This is a genomic window from Paenibacillus flagellatus, assembly GCF_003217775.1.
GTDB classification, from domain to species: domain Bacteria; phylum Bacillota; class Bacilli; order Paenibacillales; family NBRC-103111; genus Paenibacillus_AB; species Paenibacillus_AB flagellatus.
This window is the reverse complement of sequence record NZ_QJVJ01000001.1, coordinates 94,409-112,011: the sequence shown is the minus strand read 5'-3', so window position 1 is coordinate 112,011 and position 17,603 is coordinate 94,409. Positions and strand designations below refer to the sequence as shown.

General features: G+C 61.7%; 16 protein-coding genes. 10 read left to right on the top strand and 6 right to left on the bottom strand.

The features are described 5' to 3' along the window. Positions 1-122: 122 nt before the first annotated feature. Positions 123-2,489, top strand: coding sequence for a DUF4091 domain-containing protein (locus tag DLM86_RS00490; RefSeq protein ID WP_245954281.1), 2,367 nt, complete (start codon positions 123-125; stop codon positions 2,487-2,489). A 109-nt stretch (positions 2,490-2,598) separates the two neighbouring features. Then, a complete protein-coding gene (locus DLM86_RS00485; RefSeq protein WP_110838001.1) occupies positions 2,599-3,330 on the top strand; it encodes a glycerophosphodiester phosphodiesterase in 732 nt (243 codons plus the stop codon). Positions 3,331-3,397: 67 nt separating this feature from the next. On the opposite strand, the gene DLM86_RS00480 is transcribed toward DLM86_RS00485, so the two are convergent. The 3 genes from DLM86_RS00480 to DLM86_RS00470 all read right to left on the bottom strand — a co-directional run bounded on the left by DLM86_RS00480 (position 3,398) and on the right by DLM86_RS00470 (position 5,854). Further along, on the bottom strand, positions 3,398-3,904 hold the full coding sequence (locus DLM86_RS00480) for a hypothetical protein (RefSeq protein WP_110838000.1): 507 nt from the start codon (positions 3,902-3,904) through the stop codon (positions 3,398-3,400). A 16-nt stretch (positions 3,905-3,920) separates the two neighbouring features. Then, the gene (locus DLM86_RS00475) at positions 3,921-4,535 is read right to left on the bottom strand and encodes a TetR/AcrR family transcriptional regulator (protein ID WP_110837999.1); all 615 of its coding nucleotides are present in this window, start codon (positions 4,533-4,535) and stop codon (positions 3,921-3,923) included. A gap of 173 nt (positions 4,536-4,708) precedes the next feature. Then, positions 4,709-5,854: a polysaccharide deacetylase family protein gene (locus DLM86_RS00470; protein WP_158289256.1), complete on the bottom strand. Its 1,146-nt coding sequence runs from the start codon at positions 5,852-5,854 to the stop codon at positions 4,709-4,711. A gap of 187 nt (positions 5,855-6,041) precedes the next feature. Here DLM86_RS00470 and DLM86_RS00465 point away from each other — a divergent pair, with 187 nt between their 5' ends. The 7 genes from DLM86_RS00465 to DLM86_RS00435 all read left to right on the top strand — a co-directional run bounded on the left by DLM86_RS00465 (position 6,042) and on the right by DLM86_RS00435 (position 14,061). Further along, positions 6,042-7,577 (top strand): fumarate hydratase, encoded by a 1,536-nt coding sequence (locus DLM86_RS00465; RefSeq protein ID WP_110837998.1) that lies wholly within the window; start codon positions 6,042-6,044, stop codon positions 7,575-7,577. Positions 7,578-7,608: 31 nt separating this feature from the next. Continuing rightward, on the top strand, positions 7,609-8,595 hold the full coding sequence (locus DLM86_RS00460; RefSeq protein ID WP_245954280.1) for a bile acid:sodium symporter family protein: 987 nt from the start codon (positions 7,609-7,611) through the stop codon (positions 8,593-8,595). Positions 8,596-8,669: 74 nt separating this feature from the next. After that, positions 8,670-10,481: a two-component system histidine kinase PnpS gene (pnpS, locus tag DLM86_RS00455; protein ID WP_110837997.1), complete on the top strand. Its 1,812-nt coding sequence runs from the start codon at positions 8,670-8,672 to the stop codon at positions 10,479-10,481. A 95-nt stretch (positions 10,482-10,576) separates the two neighbouring features. Continuing rightward, complete coding sequence (locus DLM86_RS00450; RefSeq protein ID WP_110837996.1) at positions 10,577-11,293, top strand: response regulator transcription factor; 717 nt, start codon at positions 10,577-10,579, stop codon at positions 11,291-11,293. 333 nt (positions 11,294-11,626) lie between these two features. Then, on the top strand, positions 11,627-12,109 hold the full coding sequence (locus DLM86_RS00445; RefSeq protein WP_245954279.1) for a ferritin family protein: 483 nt from the start codon (positions 11,627-11,629) through the stop codon (positions 12,107-12,109). A 130-nt stretch (positions 12,110-12,239) separates the two neighbouring features. Next, the gene (locus DLM86_RS00440) at positions 12,240-12,989 is read left to right on the top strand and encodes a DUF421 domain-containing protein (RefSeq protein WP_110837994.1); all 750 of its coding nucleotides are present in this window, start codon (positions 12,240-12,242) and stop codon (positions 12,987-12,989) included. Further along, positions 12,979-14,061, top strand: a complete 1,083-nt coding sequence (locus DLM86_RS00435; protein ID WP_110837993.1) for a Gfo/Idh/MocA family protein — start codon at positions 12,979-12,981, stop codon at positions 14,059-14,061. Before DLM86_RS00440 ends, DLM86_RS00435 begins: the two co-directional genes overlap by 11 nt. A 140-nt stretch (positions 14,062-14,201) precedes the next feature. Here DLM86_RS00435 and DLM86_RS31915 read toward each other — a convergent pair whose 3' ends face one another. Next, positions 14,202-14,357, bottom strand: a complete 156-nt coding sequence (locus DLM86_RS31915; RefSeq protein ID WP_158289255.1) for a hypothetical protein — start codon at positions 14,355-14,357, stop codon at positions 14,202-14,204. Between the two features lie 157 nt (positions 14,358-14,514). On the opposite strand from DLM86_RS31915, the gene DLM86_RS00430 reads away from it, so the two are divergent. Continuing rightward, positions 14,515-15,453, top strand: a complete 939-nt coding sequence (locus DLM86_RS00430; protein ID WP_146250124.1) for a hypothetical protein — start codon at positions 14,515-14,517, stop codon at positions 15,451-15,453. A 40-nt stretch (positions 15,454-15,493) separates the two neighbouring features. On the opposite strand, the gene DLM86_RS00425 is transcribed toward DLM86_RS00430, so the two are convergent. Together DLM86_RS00425 and DLM86_RS00420 are read right to left on the bottom strand one after the other, a co-directional pair. Next, entirely contained in the window at positions 15,494-16,450 is a 957-nt protein-coding gene (locus tag DLM86_RS00425; protein ID WP_110837991.1) for a helix-turn-helix transcriptional regulator, read from the bottom strand. Further along, entirely contained in the window at positions 16,447-17,409 is a 963-nt protein-coding gene (locus DLM86_RS00420) for a phosphotransferase family protein (protein WP_110837990.1), read from the bottom strand. The genes DLM86_RS00425 and DLM86_RS00420 overlap by 4 nt, the downstream gene beginning before the upstream one ends. Positions 17,410-17,603: the final 194 nt, after the last annotated feature.

Here is a 17,603-nt window from a genome sequence, read left to right as displayed (position 1 = left end):
CAACGATCTACTTCAATTTGGGGGGCAGGAAAACGGGAAGGCGACAAGGTCCCCGGACGGCGCGGCTGCGGGTCCGGGGATCGTTTTGTCTAAAATCGGGATGAAAAAGGAGAATGAATCATATGACGAAGCGCAAATCGATCGCGGCGGCGCTCATGGCGCTGCTGCTGTTCCTCGGCGTCTTGCCGGCGGCGGCTTCCGCCAAGACGGAGCCGTTATTCGACTTCTGGGTGCCGACGAACACGCAGAAGGTGATGCGCGACCAGCCCGCGCCGGCCGACGGCGGCGTCAAGACGCTGCGCATGGAAGCGGCGCGCAACGAATACGAGGGCGGCCAGGTGATCGTCCGTACGGGAAGCGAGCCGCTCCGCAAGCTCCAAGTGTCGGTAAGCGAGCTGAAGCAGACGGACGGCAGCGCGAAAATACGCCGCGACGACATCCGGCTGTTCCGGCAGCATTACATCGAGGTGACGACGTCGACGACGGCCGCTTACCCGAAGGGCTGGTACCCGGATGCGCTCATCCCGCTCGACGAGGAAGGAAAGCTCGAGGTGGCGGCCGGGCAGAACCAAGGCATCTGGATCAAAGTCTACGTGCCGAAAGGGCAGCCGGCCGGAACGTATACCGGGGAGCTGACGCTGCACGAGACGGGCAATCCGGTGCGGGTGCCGATCGAGCTGACGGTATGGGACTTCGAGCTGACCGACGAAAGCCATACGAAGACGGCGTTCACGCTGTGGGGCGACCAAGTGGCTTACGCCCACGGCGGCATCTCGGGCGAGCCGTTCTGGGCGCTGCTCGACAAGTATTACTGGGCGTCCGTCGACAACCGGCTGACCCCGAGCTACTTGCCCGTACCGTTCGACAACGTGGACGAATTCGTGCGTCGGGCGGAGCCCTATATCACGAACCCGAAGGTGTCGGCCTACCGGCTCGCCCTGTACCGGGACGCGGCCGGCAACGTGGACGAGGCGAAGTCGAAGGAGCTCGTCGACAAGCTGCGCGACAAAGGGCTGCTCGGCAAAGCGTTTTACTATTTGGTCGACGAGCCCGGCGTGAACCGCTACCCGGACGTGCGCAATTACAAGGACATTTTGCGCCGGGTCGCGCCGGATGTGCCGAGCCTCGTCACGATCCAGCCGGTCGACGAACTCGTCGGCGACGTCGATATATGGGTGCCGGAGATCGACAAGTACGATTACGATTTCGCGCATGAGCGGCAGGCGCTGGGCGACCACGTCTGGTGGTACACGTGCGTCGTTCCGAAGCATCCGTTCCCGTCGTACCATCTGGACGACGATTCGGTCGGCACGCGGCTGCTGTCCTGGATGCAGCGGGACAACGACGTCGAAGGGACGCTGTTCTGGTCGACGACCATTTTCAAGAAATGGAACGGCAAGCAGTACGTCGACCGCGACGTCTGGACCGACCCGATGGCGTTCCCCGGGGCGAACGGCGACGGCTACTTGTTCTACCCCGGCACGGCGCTCGGCATCGACGGTCCGATCGGCACGATCCGCATGGAGACGCTGCGCGAAGGCGCGGAGGATTACGAATACTTGTGGCTGCTGGAGCAGCGCTTGAACGAGGCGGCCGCCAAGCTCGGTATCGGCGAGGGGACGTTCTCGGCGAAAGAAGCGATTCAGCCTTATTATGACCGGCTGTACGACCATATCCGGGATTACGAGGAAAATCCGGAGAAGCTGCTGCAGGTGCGCCGCGAGGTGGCGGAGAGCATCGTCGCCCTCGAACGCGACCCGGCCGCTCTTGTCACGGTGGGGACGCCGGTGCCGGGCAGCCGTACCATAACGGTGTTTGCGGGCAAAGGCGCCCAAGTGGCCGTCAACGGCCAGACGCTCGCGCCGTCCGTCACCGCGGACACGTACGACCGGTTCGACACGACGATTGCGCTCGCGCCGGGTCTGCACGACGTGACCGTCGCCGTCTCGGCGGGCGGAGCGACGAAGACGATCGTGCTCAAGCTGGCCGTGAAGGAGACGGCGCAGACGTACGCGATTGCGCTCAACCGGGCGGAAACCGAGCAGGCGGTCAAGCGGTGGACGTCGTCGACGGTCGAGACGAGCTTGTCCGGCGAGCACGCGACGGAAGGCGCGCATTCGCTGAAGGCGGTCTACAAGGCGGGAGCGAAATTCCCGAATATCCGATTGTTCGAAGCGGGCAAAGGGTTCCGCAGCGCGGATTGGTCGGCGTTCGAGGCGCTCGAGTTCGACGTGTTCAACCCGGGAGAAACGGTGCAGTTTTACGTCAAGTTCCACGGGCTGAACGGCAAAACCGACGATACGTTCATGCAGTACGTCCGGGCCGGACGCGGCGAGACGATCCGGGTGCCGCTCAAGCAGGTGAACCTCGATCTGACGCAGATGAAGGGCATCGAGCTGTGGATGTGGCAGCAAAGCGCGGCGAAGACGCTGTACTTCGACAACTTCCGGTTCGTGTCCGGGGAGCCGGCGGACAGCATGGAGCCGTAAAGGAGGGAGTCTCCGTCCGCACGGATCGAACGGCGATCGGCCGGGCGGGAGGGATTGCGGGGCCAGCGAAGAAGTTATAGGGGCGTTACAAGGAAAGGAGTGCTTCCGCATGACAACGAAACCGGTCCGGGTGGTCGGCCATCGAGGCGCGGCCGGCGACGCGCCGGAAAATACACTGGCGTCGTTCGCGCTCGCCGTGAAGCAAGGCGCGGACGCGATCGAGCTGGACGTCCATCCGTCCAAGGACGGCCGCCTCGTCGTCTGCCACGACACGACGGTGAACCGGACGACGAACGGCAAGGGCGAAATCGGACAGATGACGGTCGAGCAGCTGAAAAAGCTCGATGCCGGCTCATGGGGCGGCAAAGCGTTCGCGGGCGAGCGGCTGCCGCTGCTCGAGGACGTGTTCGACCTCGTCCCGCCGAGGATGGAGGTCAACGTCGAAATCAAAAGCGACTCGCCCGCGCTGCGGGACGCGCTGATCGGCATGCTCCGCGAGCGCGAGCTATTCGGGCGCGTGTTCGTCTCCTCGTTCAATCACGAATGCCTCGTCCGCTTGAAGCGGGCGGAGCCGCTCGTGAAGATCGGCCTGCTGTACGATACGAAGCCGCTGCGGCCGGCGGAGGCGCACGGCAAGTACGGCGTCGAGCCGTACTCGCTTCACCCGCACCATAAGCTCGTCGACCGGTCGTTCGTCGAGGAGGCGGAGCGGCTCGGGCTGCGCGTCTATCCGTGGACGGTGAACGACGAGCCGCGGATGCGGGCGCTGGTCGAACTGGGCGTATCGGGCATCATCACCGATTTTCCCGGGAAGCTGCGCGGCTTGCTCGACAGGCTGTAACAAAGGAAGGAGCTGTCCCTCATTCGCCGCCGGCGACGAGGGGCGGCTCCTTTCGTCGTTCATCCGCCTATGCGGATACGTTTCGTTTTCGCTTACGCACGAACAGATAGGCGCCGATGACGACCAGGTTGCAGACGAGAAGGCCGACGAGCGCCGGCACGAGCACGGCGATACCCGATCCGTCCGCGTAGACGCTCCAAACGCTTTTCATGATCGCAATCAGATTGATGATCAGAATGCCGTATTTCCAAGACCGTTTCCAGAAGGCCGCGGCCAAGAACAACATCGTGATCGGCACGAGGGAGCTCAGCAAAACCTTGGAGACGCTCCATTCTCCCGTCAAATAGTCGATCTCCGCCTGCAAAAACTGCTGTACCTGCGGATCGGCCGTCTCCGGCTTCGGAAACCAGAACATGCTGGTCAGCAGCGCGATCACCGTCAGGAGAAGACCGGTCCGGCTTCTGCGGTACGCGAAATAAATGTACGGCAGGATGAAAAACGGACGAATATACCAGCTCAGCTCATTGTGGTGCCGTTCCCAAGCCCAGCTCCAAAAATCGGAGAAAATGTCCATCGGGATCCCCCGCCCTTCATCGAATGCCGCGCTCGATTATGCGCAGCATATGGTCCACCTCGCGAACGTAACGGTCCTCTTCGGCCCCGGAGGCGTAATGCTTCATGAAAAAATCGGCGAAATGCATCGAAAAAAAAGTCGTCATCCGGGCCAACGTATCGCTGTCGATTCCGGAACCGATTTCGCCCCGGGCCTTCTTCCGCTCGATCAGCTCGGCCAAATAGCGATGGCTTTCGTTCAATCCCGCGGACAGGAACGTCCCGTTGACTTCCTTGGGCAGTGTCATGAACTCGTTCGCGATCGCCGCGTACTTCGGATGCTCGAGGAAAAAGGAAATGCCGGAGAGGAACAGCCTCCGCAAAAACTCGACGAAATCGGTTCCTTCCGGATCTTGATAGACGAGTGCGGCCGCTTCGCGTTTTTGGCGGTGAATGCGCTCGATCAAGTACAAGTACAAGTCGTCTTTGTTTTCAAAATATTGATAAAAGCTCCCTTTGGCGATCTTGCTTCGCTCCACGATTTTGGAAATGCTCGCTTTCTCGTAGCCGGCCTGATAAAATTCCTCGACGGCATGGTTGACGATCAGCTCCCGCTTCGCTTCCGGCAGGTTGAAAAACGTTGCGTGCGGCATAGAACCTCCTCGAACGATTCATGGTTGATGTGTGTGACTGAACAGTCATATGACTATGTAGTCACATTCTATCCGAACGGAAATCGGGTGTCAACAGATATACATGCCCGTGCATAAAAAAACTCCGAACCGCCATCCAAGCGGCTCGGAGCTTCCCTTTCGTTTATTGCGCATCAGCTTTCTTTTCGGGGTGTCGTGCGGGTAATGAACCGTTTCGTATTCGGGTTGTACGCAAGCTTCTCGCCAAGCATCGTCTCCAGATCGCCGAACGCGATGTAGTTCCGGTTCAGCTTCGTCTTGATCGGCTCCTTCAGCGAGATCGTCTGCCCCTGCTTCTCGACGACGTCGGAATTCGGCTTGGCGGTCATCCGCACCCCGTGATAATTGATGGCGAGGTTGCCGGCGCCGTCCTTCTTGCATTCGCCGCCGAGCTGCTCGATCGTCTGCCGCAGCGGCACGTCGCCGAACTCGTGGCGGACGGCGACGATGCGCCGCAATATCGTCTTGTGCAGCACCTGCGGCGAGATGTACGGGCTGCCCGCGTTGATGCGCGGAATTTGCATCGGGTCGTCGTCGCGGGTGGCCATCTCCGGGACGATCGTGAAGGCGTACCGGATGCCGCCTTCCTGCAAGTATTGGGACGCCAGCTTGTTATAGACGCCGTACGGATAGGCGAGCGAATCGACCTTCTCCGGTCCGAGCGGGGTCAGACGGCGAATGCACTCCTCGGTGTCGCCGACGATGCGGGCGTGGTACTGCTCCTCGGTTTCCGTCGTGCCGTTCACGGGCAGCCGCGTGATCATATACGGCGTATTCGGATTATTGTGCATGCCGTTCGTATGGCACATCGCGCTGACGACGCCGGGACGCTCGGACGTGAACGCTTTGATCTGCTCGCGGGTCATGAACGGGACGTAGCCGGCCGTCGGGTTGTCGAGCGTATCCGTGATGATGAAGTTGGTCGCCGGAATGCCGAGCTTTTTCAAGATCGGGAAGGCGTTGTTGAAAAAGCTGGCGTAGCCGTCGTCGAACGTGACGAATACGGCGTTGTTCGGCACGCTGCCGCCGTTCATGAATTGCTTGAACGTTTCGAGCGAGATGAATTCGTAGCCTTGCTCGATCAAGTAGTTCAGCTGATCCTCGAACAGCTTCGTCGTAATCGTGCCCGAGCTCGTATCCGTATCGTGGACGTGGTGGTACATGAGCACGGCGACTTGGTCGGAGTACAGCACTTTGTCGTGCGAAGCGCTTAACGTGGGCATCAGCAGCGTAATGCCGATGACGAACAATATCATGGACCGGAGAATCGGTTTGGCCATTGTGTCTTGCTCCTTACGGTAAGGGTCTAAAGTCCCGTTTGTGAACGAATTATGAACAGCTAATTATATTCGCGAAGACGGCGGGAATTCCTTCCGAATCGTTGTAAACATTTGACCCGATCTGGTATGATCGAGCTAGAGTCTTTATTCTTGCATTTTTAGACGTCCGAAAGGAGCAACAAGTTGCATGCAGCACTTCCGAGAAAGCATCTATAAACTGATCGTGGAGACGTCCACCAATTTGCCCGCGGACGTTCGCCGGGCGATCCAGCGCGCGCAGGAGCGCGAAGACGAAGGGACGCGCGCGGCGCTTTCGCTGTCGACCATATCGGAGAACATTACGATGGCGGAATGCAACGTATCGCCGATTTGCCAGGATACCGGCATGCCGACCTTCATTATACATTGCCCGGTCGGCGCGAACCAGATCGAGATGAAGAAGCAGATCGTCGAAGCGGTCCGCCAGGCGACGAAGGACAGCAAGCTTCGCCCGAACTCGGTCGACTCGCTCACCGGGGCGAACAGCGGCGACAATATCGGACCGGGCGTGCCCGTCGTCCATTTCGAGCAGTGGGAGAAGGACGACATTGACGTCCGCCTCATCCTGAAGGGCGGCGGCTGCGAGAACAAGAACATCCAGTACAGCCTGCCGGCCGAGCTGGAAGGCGTCGGCAAAGCCGGCCGCGATCTCGACGGCATCCGCAAATGCATCATGCACGCCGTCTACCAGGCGCAAGGCCAAGGCTGCAGCGCCGGCTTCATCGGCGTCGGCATCGGCGGCGACCGGACGACCGGCTACGAGCTGGCCAAGCACCAGCTGTTCCGCGAAGTCGACGACGTCAACCCGAACCCCGAGCTGCGCAAGCTCGAGGAATACGTGCTGGAGAACGCCAACAAGCTCGGCATCGGCACGATGGGCTTCGGCGGGCAAGTGACGCTGCTCGGCTGCAAAATCGGCGTCATGGACCGTCTGCCTGCCAGCTTCTTCGTCTCGGTCGCGTATAACTGCTGGGCGTACCGCCGTCAAGGCGTCGTGCTCGACCCGGCCACGGGCGGGATCAAGAGCTGGGTGTACGAGGGCGGCAGCAGCGTCGCCATGGCCGATCCGGCCGCGAAGAAGGACGCCGCCGCCGAAGGACGCCGCGAAGTCGTGCTGCAGGCGCCGATCACCGAGGAGCAAATTCGCCAGCTGCGCGTCGGCGACGTCGTCGTCATCAACGGCCCGATGCATACCGGCCGCGACGCGCTGCACAAATATCTTATGGACCACGACGCGCCGGTCGATCTGAACGGCCACGTCATTTACCATTGCGGTCCGGTTATGTCGAAGGACGAGAGCGGCGAATGGCACGTCCGCGCGGCCGGTCCGACGACGAGCATCCGCGAGGAGCCGTACCAAGGCGACATTTTGAAGAAATTCGGCCTGCGCGCCGTGATCGGCAAGGGCGGCATGGGGCCGAAGACGCTGGCCGCGCTGCGGGAGCACGGCGCCGTCTACCTGAACGCGATCGGCGGGGCCGCGCAGTATTACGCGGAATGCATCAAGAAGGTGGACGGCGTCCACTTCATGGAGTTCGGCGTTCCGGAGGCGATGTGGCACCTGCAGGTCGAAGGGTTCGCCGCGATCGTCACGATGGACTCGCACGGCAACAGCCTGCATGCGGACGTCGACAAGAGCTCGCTCGAGAAGCTCGCCGAATTCAAAGAGCCCGTCTTCAAATGATCGGGCCGGACGGAATGGAACGATAGCCCTTATGGATACGATAACGAGAAAGCCGCTCGGAATCCGGTTCAACGAATGGTTCGAAGCGTATATGTTCGTCATTATCCCGGTATCGCTGATACTCGGGTTTTTCTTTTACCGGTGGCTGGAGGGAGGAACGAGGCTCGTCCCGTATTTGTTCGCTTACCTGACGTTCGTCATGGCGCTCGGATGCAGTCCGGCCCAGCTGGGCGGCGCGCTGCGCAAGCCGCTCGCGATCGTCGTGACGCTGGCGCTCGTCCATGTCGCGGCGCCGCTCGCCGCCTACGGGGCCGGCACGCTGCTGTTCGGCGCGGGATCGCCCTACGTCGTCGGGCTCGTGCTGTTCGCGGTTATCCCGCTTGGCGTGTCGTCGGTCATCTGGGTCGGCTTGTCGGGCGGCAGCGTGGCGCTCGTCCTTTCGCTCATCGTGCTCGATTCGATCGTCAGCCCGTTTGTCGTCCCGTACGCGATCGATCTGCTGTTCGGGGCGGACATTCATTTCGATCACTGGAACGTCATGAAGGATTTGATCGTCATCATCCTCGTGCCGACGGTGCTCGGGGTTGCGGTGAACGCGTGGAGCAAAGGCCGGGCGAAGCCGGTTACGGCTCCGTATGCGGCGCCGACGTCGAAGCTGGCGTTCGCCGCCGTCATCGTCATCAACGCGGCGGCCATCGCCCCGCACGTTTTCGCGATGAAGGGCGAGCTGATCCGGCTCGTGCCCGCCGTCCTGCTGTTCGTCGCGTTCTGCTACGCGCTCGGCTGGCTCGGATCGCTGCCGTTCCGGGGGCGGGACGTCGTCGTGACGATCACGTACAGCTCGGGGATGCGCAACATTTCGCTCGGCATCGTCATCGCGCTGCACTATTTCGAGCCGGCCGCTGCCGTCCCGGTCGTCATGGCCATTCTGATCCAGCAGCCGATGGCGACGCTGGCGCACCGTTTACAAAAAAATTACTGGCAAAAGCGGGGAACGGGCGTTACGATATCTTCCTAGACAACGGCGCACGAAGGGGAAGGGCTTCGCCCGACTTCGGGCAGCGGTAACGGCAAAGGAGCGAAGGAACGACCATGGGCAAATTTCGGACGCGGCTCGCGCTGCTGTTCATCGTCCTGATCGGCTGCTCGGTGCTGGCGGCGGGCGTGTTCGTGGCCTTCATGCTGGAGCGGTCGCATCTGAACGCGCTGCAGGACAGCATGAAGCGGGAAATCCAGATCATCCTGGCGACGACGGAAGGCAGCGTGCAGCAATACGAGCGGCGCAACGGCGTTTTTTTCTCCGAGCAGGCGATCGCCTTGAAGCGGTCGGCGAACGCTCGGGTTACGTATATCGCCGCCGACGGCACCGTCCTCGGCGATTCGGATCTGAATCCGTCGGAGATGGACAATCATATGAGCCGGGAAGAAATCCGCGAAGCGGCTGCGGCCGGCATCGGCTATTCGAAGCGGCACAGCGACTCGACCGGCAGCAACATGCTGTACGTCGCAATGGCCGTGCAGGACGGGCGCGCGAACGTAGTCGGCTACTTGCGCCTGTCGATGGGGCTCGAGGAAATCGAGACGACGATCCGCCACTTGTGGTGGGGGCTGATCGGCGGCTTGCTGGTCGTTTTCGTGATTGCGGGGCTGATCAGCTACCGGGCCGCCTACCAGCTGACCCGCCCGATCGAGAAAATTACGCGGGTGGCGCGGCAAATTACGAATATGAATTACAAATCGCGCGTCTACTTGCGCAACCGCGACGAGATCGGGCAGCTCGGCCAGGCGATCAACACGATGGCGGACAGCCTGCAGCTGCAAATGCACCGCATACTCGAAAACGAAAGCCGGCTGTCCGGCGTCTTGGACAATATGGTAAGCGGAGTCGTCATGATCGACGGCGACGGTAAAATCGTGCTCGTCAACCGGTCGGCGGAAGACATTCTCGGCTATACCTCCGACGATTTGATCGGCAAACGGTTCGACGGCGCGAAGCAGCCCTACGAGCTCATCCAGCTGATCAAGGAATGCGTCGAGCGCGGCGAGCATATCCGCGACGAAATCATGTTTTACTTCCCCGAGGAGCGCATCCTCGAAGTGAATCTCGTGCCGATGCAGGCGGTCGAGGAAGAATGGCTCGGCCTCGTCATCGTCCTGCACGACATAACGGCGATTCGCCGGCTCGAGAAGGTGCGCAGCGAATTCGTCGCGAACGTGTCCCACGAGCTGAAGACGCCCGTCGCGGCGGTGAAAGGGTTCGCCGAGACGCTGCTGAACGGCGCGATGAACGACGCGGAGACGGCCCGATCGTTTCTGCAAATCATCTATGACGAGAGCGAGCGGCTCAATCGGCTCATCGGCGACATTTTGGAGCTGTCCAAAATCGAGTCGAAGCGGGTGCCGCTGCAGTTTTCGCCGGTCCATCTCGGCAGCTTCGTCGCCAAAACGCTCGATATGATGCGCACGTCCGCCGACAAGAAGCAAATCTCGCTCGACATGAAGGTCGACGACGATTTGTACATGGAAGCGGACGAGGACCGGCTGCGGCAAATTTTGATCAACCTGCTGTCGAACGGCATCAACTATACGCCCGACGGGGGCAAGGTGAAGATCGAGGTGGAGGAGGTCGCGCCGGCGGGCGGCGAGGGCGATGCCGAGACGATACGGATCGTCATCTCCGATACGGGCATCGGCATTCCGAAAAAAGATTTGCCGCGCATTTTCGAGCGGTTTTACCGCGTCGACAAAGCGAGGTCGCGCAGCTCCGGAGGAACCGGACTCGGCCTGTCGATCGTCAAGCATCTCGTCGAGCTGCACCAAGGAACGATCCGGGTGGAAAGCGAGCTTGGGCTCGGCTCGCGGTTCATTTTGGAGCTGCCGGTCATTCAGTCGTGGACGAAGTAGTTTACACGGCGTTTACAAAACCTTTATACAAACTTAACATTTGTATGATAAGCTGAGGTTGCCGGAAAAATTGCATGCGATTTGAGGGGGTTGTCATGCCGAAAAGCATTCTGGTTGTCGAAGACGAACCGACACTGGCCCGCCTGCTCTCGTACAACTTGTCGCAGGAAGGGTACCGGACCACCTTGATCGACCATGGCGGCGAAGGGCTGCAAGCCGCGCTGCAGCATCCGTTCGACCTGATCATACTCGACATTATGCTGCCCGGCATGAACGGCTTCGAGGTGCTGGCGAAGCTGCGTCAGAAGGGCGTCAAGACGCCGGTCATCATCTTGACGGCGCGCAACGCGGAGGAAGAAGTGGTGCAGGGGCTGAAAGCCGGAGCGGACGACTACATCACGAAGCCGTTCGGCGTCGCCGAGCTGCTCGCCCGCGTGTCCGCGGTCATGAGAAGGACGGGGGCGGACGAGCCGCCGGTCGCCGACGAGCCGGAAGCCGGAAAGGTGATCCAGGTCGCGGACTTGAAAATATATCCCGAGAAGTACGAGGTCGTGCTGAACGGGGAACAAATCCAGCTCCGCCCGAAGGAGTTCGAGGTGCTGCTTTATTTGGTCCAGCGGCCGGGCGTCGTCGTGACGAGGGACGATCTGATGAACATCGTATGGGGGTTCGACTACGTGGGCGGGCAGCGGACGGTCGACGTTCACGTCAGCTCGCTGCGCAAAAAGCTCGAGATGAATCAGGAGACGGTGCAAATCGATTCGATTCGCGGGCTCGGCTACAAGCTGGTGATCCATACCAACAAAAAATGACGCATTTCCCGGGAAATCGAGGAGACGGACAAGGCCGTACGCGCAGGCGTGCGGCTTTTTGCCGTATGCGGAAGGCGTCATGCGCCATCGGCCCGTCGTCCGTAACGGGACCGACCGTCGGCGATCCATTCTGGCGGTGCCCGGCGTTAGGCGGTGGTTGACCACCGTTATTATGACGCCGATCGCCTCACCTGGAGCTTCGCGCGGTACGGAACGACCCGCGCGCGGCCGTTTGCGGCAGCGGACATTTCCCGGCTTCGGGCCGGTACGCGGATGGGCTTCGCGGAATAGGCTGATGTTGAGTAACCAATCGAAGCATGGGGGAGGATGCGCGTGTTGTACGGTGCACGGCATTACGGGTTTCGCCAGGAGTTTGCGCCCGTATGGGCGGCCGGTCTGCCGCAGACGTTGGAGGCGATCAAGCGGTCGGTGCAGGGAGAACGCAACGACGAGCTGTTTTACGACGAACTGATTCGGATGGCCCCTTCGCGCGAGCAGGCGGCGATAATTGAATCGATCCGCAACGACGAGCGGAAGCACAATCGGATGTTTCGCGACATGTACAGGGCGTTGACGGGCAGCGAGATAACCGGAGCAAGCGACGAACCGCACGTCGGGGTTCGTTCCTACTCCGAAGGGCTGCAGCGGGCGTTGTTCGGCGAGCTGTCGGCCGTGGAAAAATACCGGAGCATTTGGTTCGGGCTGCCGCCGGGCGTTTACAAGGATACGGTGCTCGGCATCATCATGGATGAGCAAAAGCATGCGGCCCAATACAACTACTTGTTTGCACGGAATCAAACCGGCCCGTGCAAGTAGATGAGGGCGGAGAACGGGCGAACCCTTCTCCGCTTTCGTATCGGGTCCGATCCCGATCGCGGTTGAACCCCCGCTTACATACGCATACTACTCGGGAAGCGGAAAAGACTGGCGGGCGAAGAGGGAGTTTATGGGCGAATACGTGCAAATTATACTCAGGACGTCGGCCGCGTTTGCCGCGCTTCTCGTCATCGCGCGCATTCTCGGCAAGCAGCTGCTATCCAACATGACGTTTCACGATTTTGCGACGGGCATCACGCTGGGGGCGATCGCCGCCAACCTTGCGTTCAATCCGAAGATCGGATCGTCCGACTTGCTGCTGTCGCTCGCCGTGTTCACGGCGATCTCGTATGCGATTACGGTGGTGGCGATCCGAAGCCGGAAGGCGAGAAAATGGATTACGGGCTCGCCGACCGTCCTGATCGAGAACGGCAAGATGATGGAAGGCAACATGAAGAAGGTCCACTATTCGCTCGATTCGCTCATTCAGTCGCTTCGCGAGAAAGACGTGTTCGACCTGGAGGAAGTCGATTACGCCGTCCTCGAAAACAACGGCAAGCTTTCGGTCATGAAAAAGCCGGCCTATCGCCCCGTCACCCGGAACGATTTGCATTTGGCGGCTCCTCCCGCGTCCCGGTTCCCGATCGAATTGATCATGGACGGCCGGCTGATCGAACGGAACCTCGCCGATTACGGCGTCTCCCGGACATGGCTGCTGTCGAGGCTGGAGAAACGGGGCAAGCGGGTGGAAGACGTCTTTTACGCCGTGAAAAGCACCGACGGCAAGCTGAGGCTGGACTTTTACGAGGACAGGTTGGAAGAACCCGTCGATCAGGAACAAAACGGAGCGGGACAAGGAGGAATTACGAATGGCGGATAAATTGAAAATCGGCATCATCGGCTGCGGCGGCATCGCGTTCGGCAAGCACATGCCGAGCTTGGCGAAAATCGCGGAAGCGGAAATGGTCGCCTTCTGCGACGTCGAAGAGCATCGCGCGAGACAGGCGGCCGAGAAATTCGGCGCTCCCGGTGCCCGCACCTACACGGATTATGCGCGGCTGCTGGAGGACGATTCGATCGCCGTCGTGCATGTCTGCACGCCGAACGACTCGCATGCGGACATTACGGTAGCGGCCCTCGAAGCGGGCAAGCATGTCATGTGCGAGAAGCCGATGGCGAAGACGGCCGAAGGGGCGCGCCGCATGCTGGAGGCGGCGAGGCGGACCGGGCGGAAGCTGACGATCGGGTACCAGAACCGGTTTCGGACGGACACCCAATATTTGCATAAGCTGTGTGCGGGCGGCGAGCTCGGCGAGCTGTATTTCGCCAAAGCGCATGCACTGCGGCGCCGTGCCGTACCGACGTGGGGCGTTTTCCTCGACGAGGAGAAGCAGGGAGGCGGGCCGTTGATCGACATCGGCACGCATGCGCTCGATTTGGCGTTATGGATGATGGACAATTACCGGCCGAAGACGGTGCTCGGCACCGCCTACCACAAGCTGTCCTCCCGCGAGAACGCGGCGAACGCCTGGGGGCCGTGGGATCCGGCCCGGTTCACGGTGGAGGATTCCGCGTTCGCCATGATCACGATGGAGAACGGGGCGACGATTTTGCTCGAGTCGAGCTGGGCGCTGAACGTGGCGCAGGACGGCGAGGCGAAGGTGACGCTGTGCGGAACCGAGGGAGGCGCCGACATGTGGGACGGCCTTCGGATCAACGGGGAGAAGCACGGCAAGCTGTATTTGAACCAGGTGCAGCTGTCCGGCAAAGGTGTCGCGTTCTTCGAAGGGAACCAGGAGAGCGAAGCCGATCTCGAGGCGAGACGGTGGATCGACTGCATCCTGCGCGACGAGGAGCCGATCGTCAAGCCTGAGCAGGCGCTCATCGTCTCGGAAATATTGGAGGCGGTGTACGAGTCGGCCCGCACCGGCCAAGCCGTCACGTTCCCGTAAGGAGAGACGGCGCACCGGAAAATCCTTCGAAAAAAGCGGTATGCATCTCCGAATCGAGTCGTCGAGCGACGCGATCGGGGGGCATACCGCTTTTGCTTACACAAAGGAATGCGGTCTTGCGCGCCTCGCGCGCCGCCGGTTCAGAACGGCGCACTGTTCGGCGCGATGTCGATGCGGCCGTCGCGGTCCGTATCGGTCGGATCGTCGTTTTCATCGTCGATCCGCATGCCGAGCCGCTCGTGCGCCTCCGTATCTTCCCCGACGTCCCGCTTCACCTTTTGTTCGCGAATATCCATCGTTTCCCTCCTTTCCTTATCGCGTTATAGCTTGTCCCGGCCGCCCCGGAAATAATCGCTCGAGCGTAACGTGTCCGGGGCGTTTTGGAACACAATCGGCTTTTGTCGCGTATATACCGAAAACGCGATCCGAATCGCGAATCGGGAGGAATGTCCGGTGTGGGAGCCGTTGAACGAGAAGTTGGAGCAAGCGAATGCGAAGCGGCAGGAGAAGCTGATGTGGGAACGGCGGCTGGCCGATATTCAGCGCCGCATCCGCGAGCTGAAAAACCGGCTGCCCGCTCTCGAAGTGGTGCTCGACCGCGAAAACCGGGACGTCGAGAAGCTGACGGCGATGACGCTGACCCGCCTGTTCCATACGCTGCTGCGCAGCAGGGAAGAACAGCTCGAGCTGGAGCGACGGCAGGCGGTGGAAGCGGCGCTGAAGCTTCAGGAGGCCCGGCGTCTGCTGGCCGATCTGGAGCTGGAGCGGCGGGAAGCGGGGGAGGCACTCGCCCTTGTGCGGGAGGCCGAGCTGGAGTACGACTCGCTGCTTCGCGAGAAGGAGGAGAAGCTGCGCGCGTTGTCGCCGGAAACGGCGACCCGGCTCAAGGAGCTGGACGACGCCGCCGCCGAGGCGGCGGCAAACGGTCGGGAGCTGCGGGAAGCGGTCGACGAAGGCGAGCGCGCGCTTCTTCTGCTCAAGGAGGCGGAGGCGAGCTTGGGCAAAGCCGAAGGCTGGGGCCAATGGGATATGCTCGGCGGAGGCGCGATCGCCACGCACTTGAAGCACGGCCATATCGACGATGCACGCGATGCCGTCCGGCGCGCGCAGCTCCGGCTGACCCGGTTCGAGAAGGAGCTCGCCGACCTCGGGCGGCATTCGCCGATCCGCATCGACATCGGCGGAACGCTGCAATTCGCCGATTACTTTCTCGACGGTCTCATCGCGGACTGGATCGTGCAAGGACGCATCGAGCAATCGATGGGCCGGGTGAGAAACGTGCGGCACCGGGTGGAGAGCCTCCTGTCAACGCTGCGGAAGGAGCTTGCGGACGCCGAGTCGGAGCTGGGGCGGCTGCGGGCACGACGGTCCGCGTTGATCGAGAAGGCGTAGACGGCCGCGGGCTAGCGGCCCGGTCTTCGGTCCGGAGCCGTTACCGATAGCGCTCGGCCGCTTGAGCGGCAAGCTCCGCGATCCTTTCCCGCAGCTCGGCCGGCTCGGTCAGCTCGGCGTTCGCGCCGAGTCCGAGCGCGTAGCGGCACGCCTCCTCTTCGGTCTGGAACCGGATCCGGTACGGAATTCGTCCGTCCTCGCCCGGCTCGCCCCGATGCAGCACCTTTGCGTATTTCCACAGGCCGACGTGGTAGGCGCATTCGGCGTCGACGAGCAGCGTCGCCTCGAAGCGCGGCAAGTTCGAGACGAACCGCTCCGTGGACGCATCCCAATAGCTCGCGAGGCGAAAATCGGCCGGACGGACGAACGTGTCGGGCAGCAGCTCGCAGGCGACGATGCGCGACAGCCGGTACGTTCGGACGTCCTCGCCGTCGACGGCGGCGATCAGGTACCAGACGCTGCCCTTGATGACGAGCCCGAGCGGATCGACGATCCGCTCCGCCGTCGTGCCGCCTCCTTTCTCGTATAGGATTTTCGCCTTGCGGTCCTGCAGCACCGCTTCCTGCAGGGCGGGGAGCGCGTCGGCCGACTCCCCGTTCGGATGCCAGCCCGCCGTGTCGATATGGATCCGTTCGCGGAAATATTCCGCCGTCCGCCGGTTCACTCCCGGGAGACTGGCCAGCAGCTTGATAAGCGCCCCTTCGGACGCCCGGCGCAGTCCGAGATCGTCCAAGATGCGCCCCGGCGCGGCCAGGAACAGCGCGGCGATCTCTTCCTCGCGCAAGCCGGTCAAGTTCGTGCGGTAATCGTCCATCAGCCGCCAGCCGCCGCCGGTTCCCCGTTCGGCGGTGACCGGGACGCCCGCGGCGCCGAGCGCCTCCATGTCGCGATGGATCGTCCGCTCGGACACTTCGAGCCGCTGGGCCAACTCGGACGCGGTCATTCGGCCGTACGTTTGCAGCAGCAGCAAAATCGAGACGAGCCGGTCCGCCCTCATCGTCCGGCACGCTCCAATATGGCATTCAAGTGGTACTCCAGACGCTCCAGCATAAGCGCATCGGTTAGTCCCGAGACCCCAAGCTCGGTCCACCCGGCGTAAACGGTCGGCGCGTCCGGCATCAGGTTCATGACGGACAAGACATCCCAATACGGGTCGTACACGAACGCATTCCCTGCCGATGCCGTGTAGCAGTTCAAGAAACGGTCGGCCGCGTCGCCTCCGTGAAGAAGCGCGAGATTGATCCGGCAATGGCCGACGTCGATACCCGCCGGACCAACGCACGCGTTCACCCAGTCGACGACACCGCTGACGGCGACGCCGTCCCACAGCACGTTGGCCGGATGGTAGTCGTGGTGGATGAACCGCTCAACGTATTCGGGCATTGGCTCGCGCGCATAAGCGATGGCGCGCTCCCAAAGCTCCGGTTGGGGGGACCAGCCGGGCACCTGCATGGCGGCTGCGTCGTTGTACGAGAAATAGCGCCAGCGGTGGGCGTACGGTTCGATCGTATGGATGCGCGCCAACGCTTCCGCCAAGCCGCGCAGCCAATCGTCGAATACGTCGGCAGGCGGCATAAGGACGACGGTGCCGGGCAGCCGCGTCATCAGGACGGAGGGCAAACCGTCTCCACCGTCTTCGCCGGTTTCGTCGAACGCGACGAGCGTCGGCACGGGCACGCCGCTCGTGCCGGACGCGGCTGCGCGCAAGGCTGACGCTTCGTGCGCGGCCAAATCGGGCGCCACGCGCAGCCATTCGCGGTTGACGAACCGGCGGAGCACGTAATCGTCCTCCCCTGCCGGAGACGTTACGCCGACGAGATGGACGGCGGAGGAGATACCGCCTTTCAGCGGCACGGCGTCGCGGAATACAGCGCCGACGCCGACGGCGCGTTCGATCCAGCGTTTTCGTTCCGGCGAAAGCAGTAGTCGAGCGTTGTATATCGTATCGGCATTCATGAGCGTTCGCTCCTTTCGACGTCCATTGGGTGAAGTCGGCTGCGGGAATAGACTACAAATACACCTTATTTCCGCTGCAGCCGCCTCATTTCGTCGCAATAAGGTACGTTCGCCCCTAATTCGCGTTCGCGCGGACGGAAATGTAGTTTTACTATATTCAATATGACAAAAGGTGTCAACAATTGCGGCGTATA

Excerpts from the sequence above, each read along its gene's own strand:
- DLM86_RS00490 (WP_245954281.1), top strand. The coding sequence starts at position 123 with ATGACGAAGCGCAAATCGATCGCGGCGGCGCTCATGGCGCTGCTGCTG.
- DLM86_RS00485 (WP_110838001.1), top strand. The coding sequence starts at position 2,599 with ATGACAACGAAACCGGTCCGGGTGGTCGGCCATCGAGGCGCGGCCGGC.
- DLM86_RS00480 (WP_110838000.1), bottom strand. The coding sequence starts at position 3,904 with ATGGACATTTTCTCCGATTTTTGGAGCTGGGCTTGGGAACGGCACCAC.
- DLM86_RS00475 (WP_110837999.1), bottom strand. The coding sequence starts at position 4,535 with ATGCCGCACGCAACGTTTTTCAACCTGCCGGAAGCGAAGCGGGAGCTG.
- DLM86_RS00470 (WP_158289256.1), bottom strand. The coding sequence starts at position 5,854 with ATGGCCAAACCGATTCTCCGGTCCATGATATTGTTCGTCATCGGCATT.
- DLM86_RS00465 (WP_110837998.1), top strand. The coding sequence starts at position 6,042 with ATGCAGCACTTCCGAGAAAGCATCTATAAACTGATCGTGGAGACGTCC.
- DLM86_RS00460 (WP_245954280.1), top strand. The coding sequence starts at position 7,609 with ATGGATACGATAACGAGAAAGCCGCTCGGAATCCGGTTCAACGAATGG.
- pnpS (WP_110837997.1), top strand. The coding sequence starts at position 8,670 with ATGGGCAAATTTCGGACGCGGCTCGCGCTGCTGTTCATCGTCCTGATC.
- DLM86_RS00450 (WP_110837996.1), top strand. The coding sequence starts at position 10,577 with ATGCCGAAAAGCATTCTGGTTGTCGAAGACGAACCGACACTGGCCCGC.
- DLM86_RS00440 (WP_110837994.1), top strand. The coding sequence starts at position 12,240 with ATGGGCGAATACGTGCAAATTATACTCAGGACGTCGGCCGCGTTTGCC.
- DLM86_RS00435 (WP_110837993.1), top strand. The coding sequence starts at position 12,979 with ATGGCGGATAAATTGAAAATCGGCATCATCGGCTGCGGCGGCATCGCG.
- DLM86_RS31915 (WP_158289255.1), bottom strand. The coding sequence starts at position 14,357 with ATGGATATTCGCGAACAAAAGGTGAAGCGGGACGTCGGGGAAGATACG.
- DLM86_RS00425 (WP_110837991.1), bottom strand. The coding sequence starts at position 16,450 with ATGAGGGCGGACCGGCTCGTCTCGATTTTGCTGCTGCTGCAAACGTAC.
- DLM86_RS00420 (WP_110837990.1), bottom strand. The coding sequence starts at position 17,409 with ATGAATGCCGATACGATATACAACGCTCGACTACTGCTTTCGCCGGAA.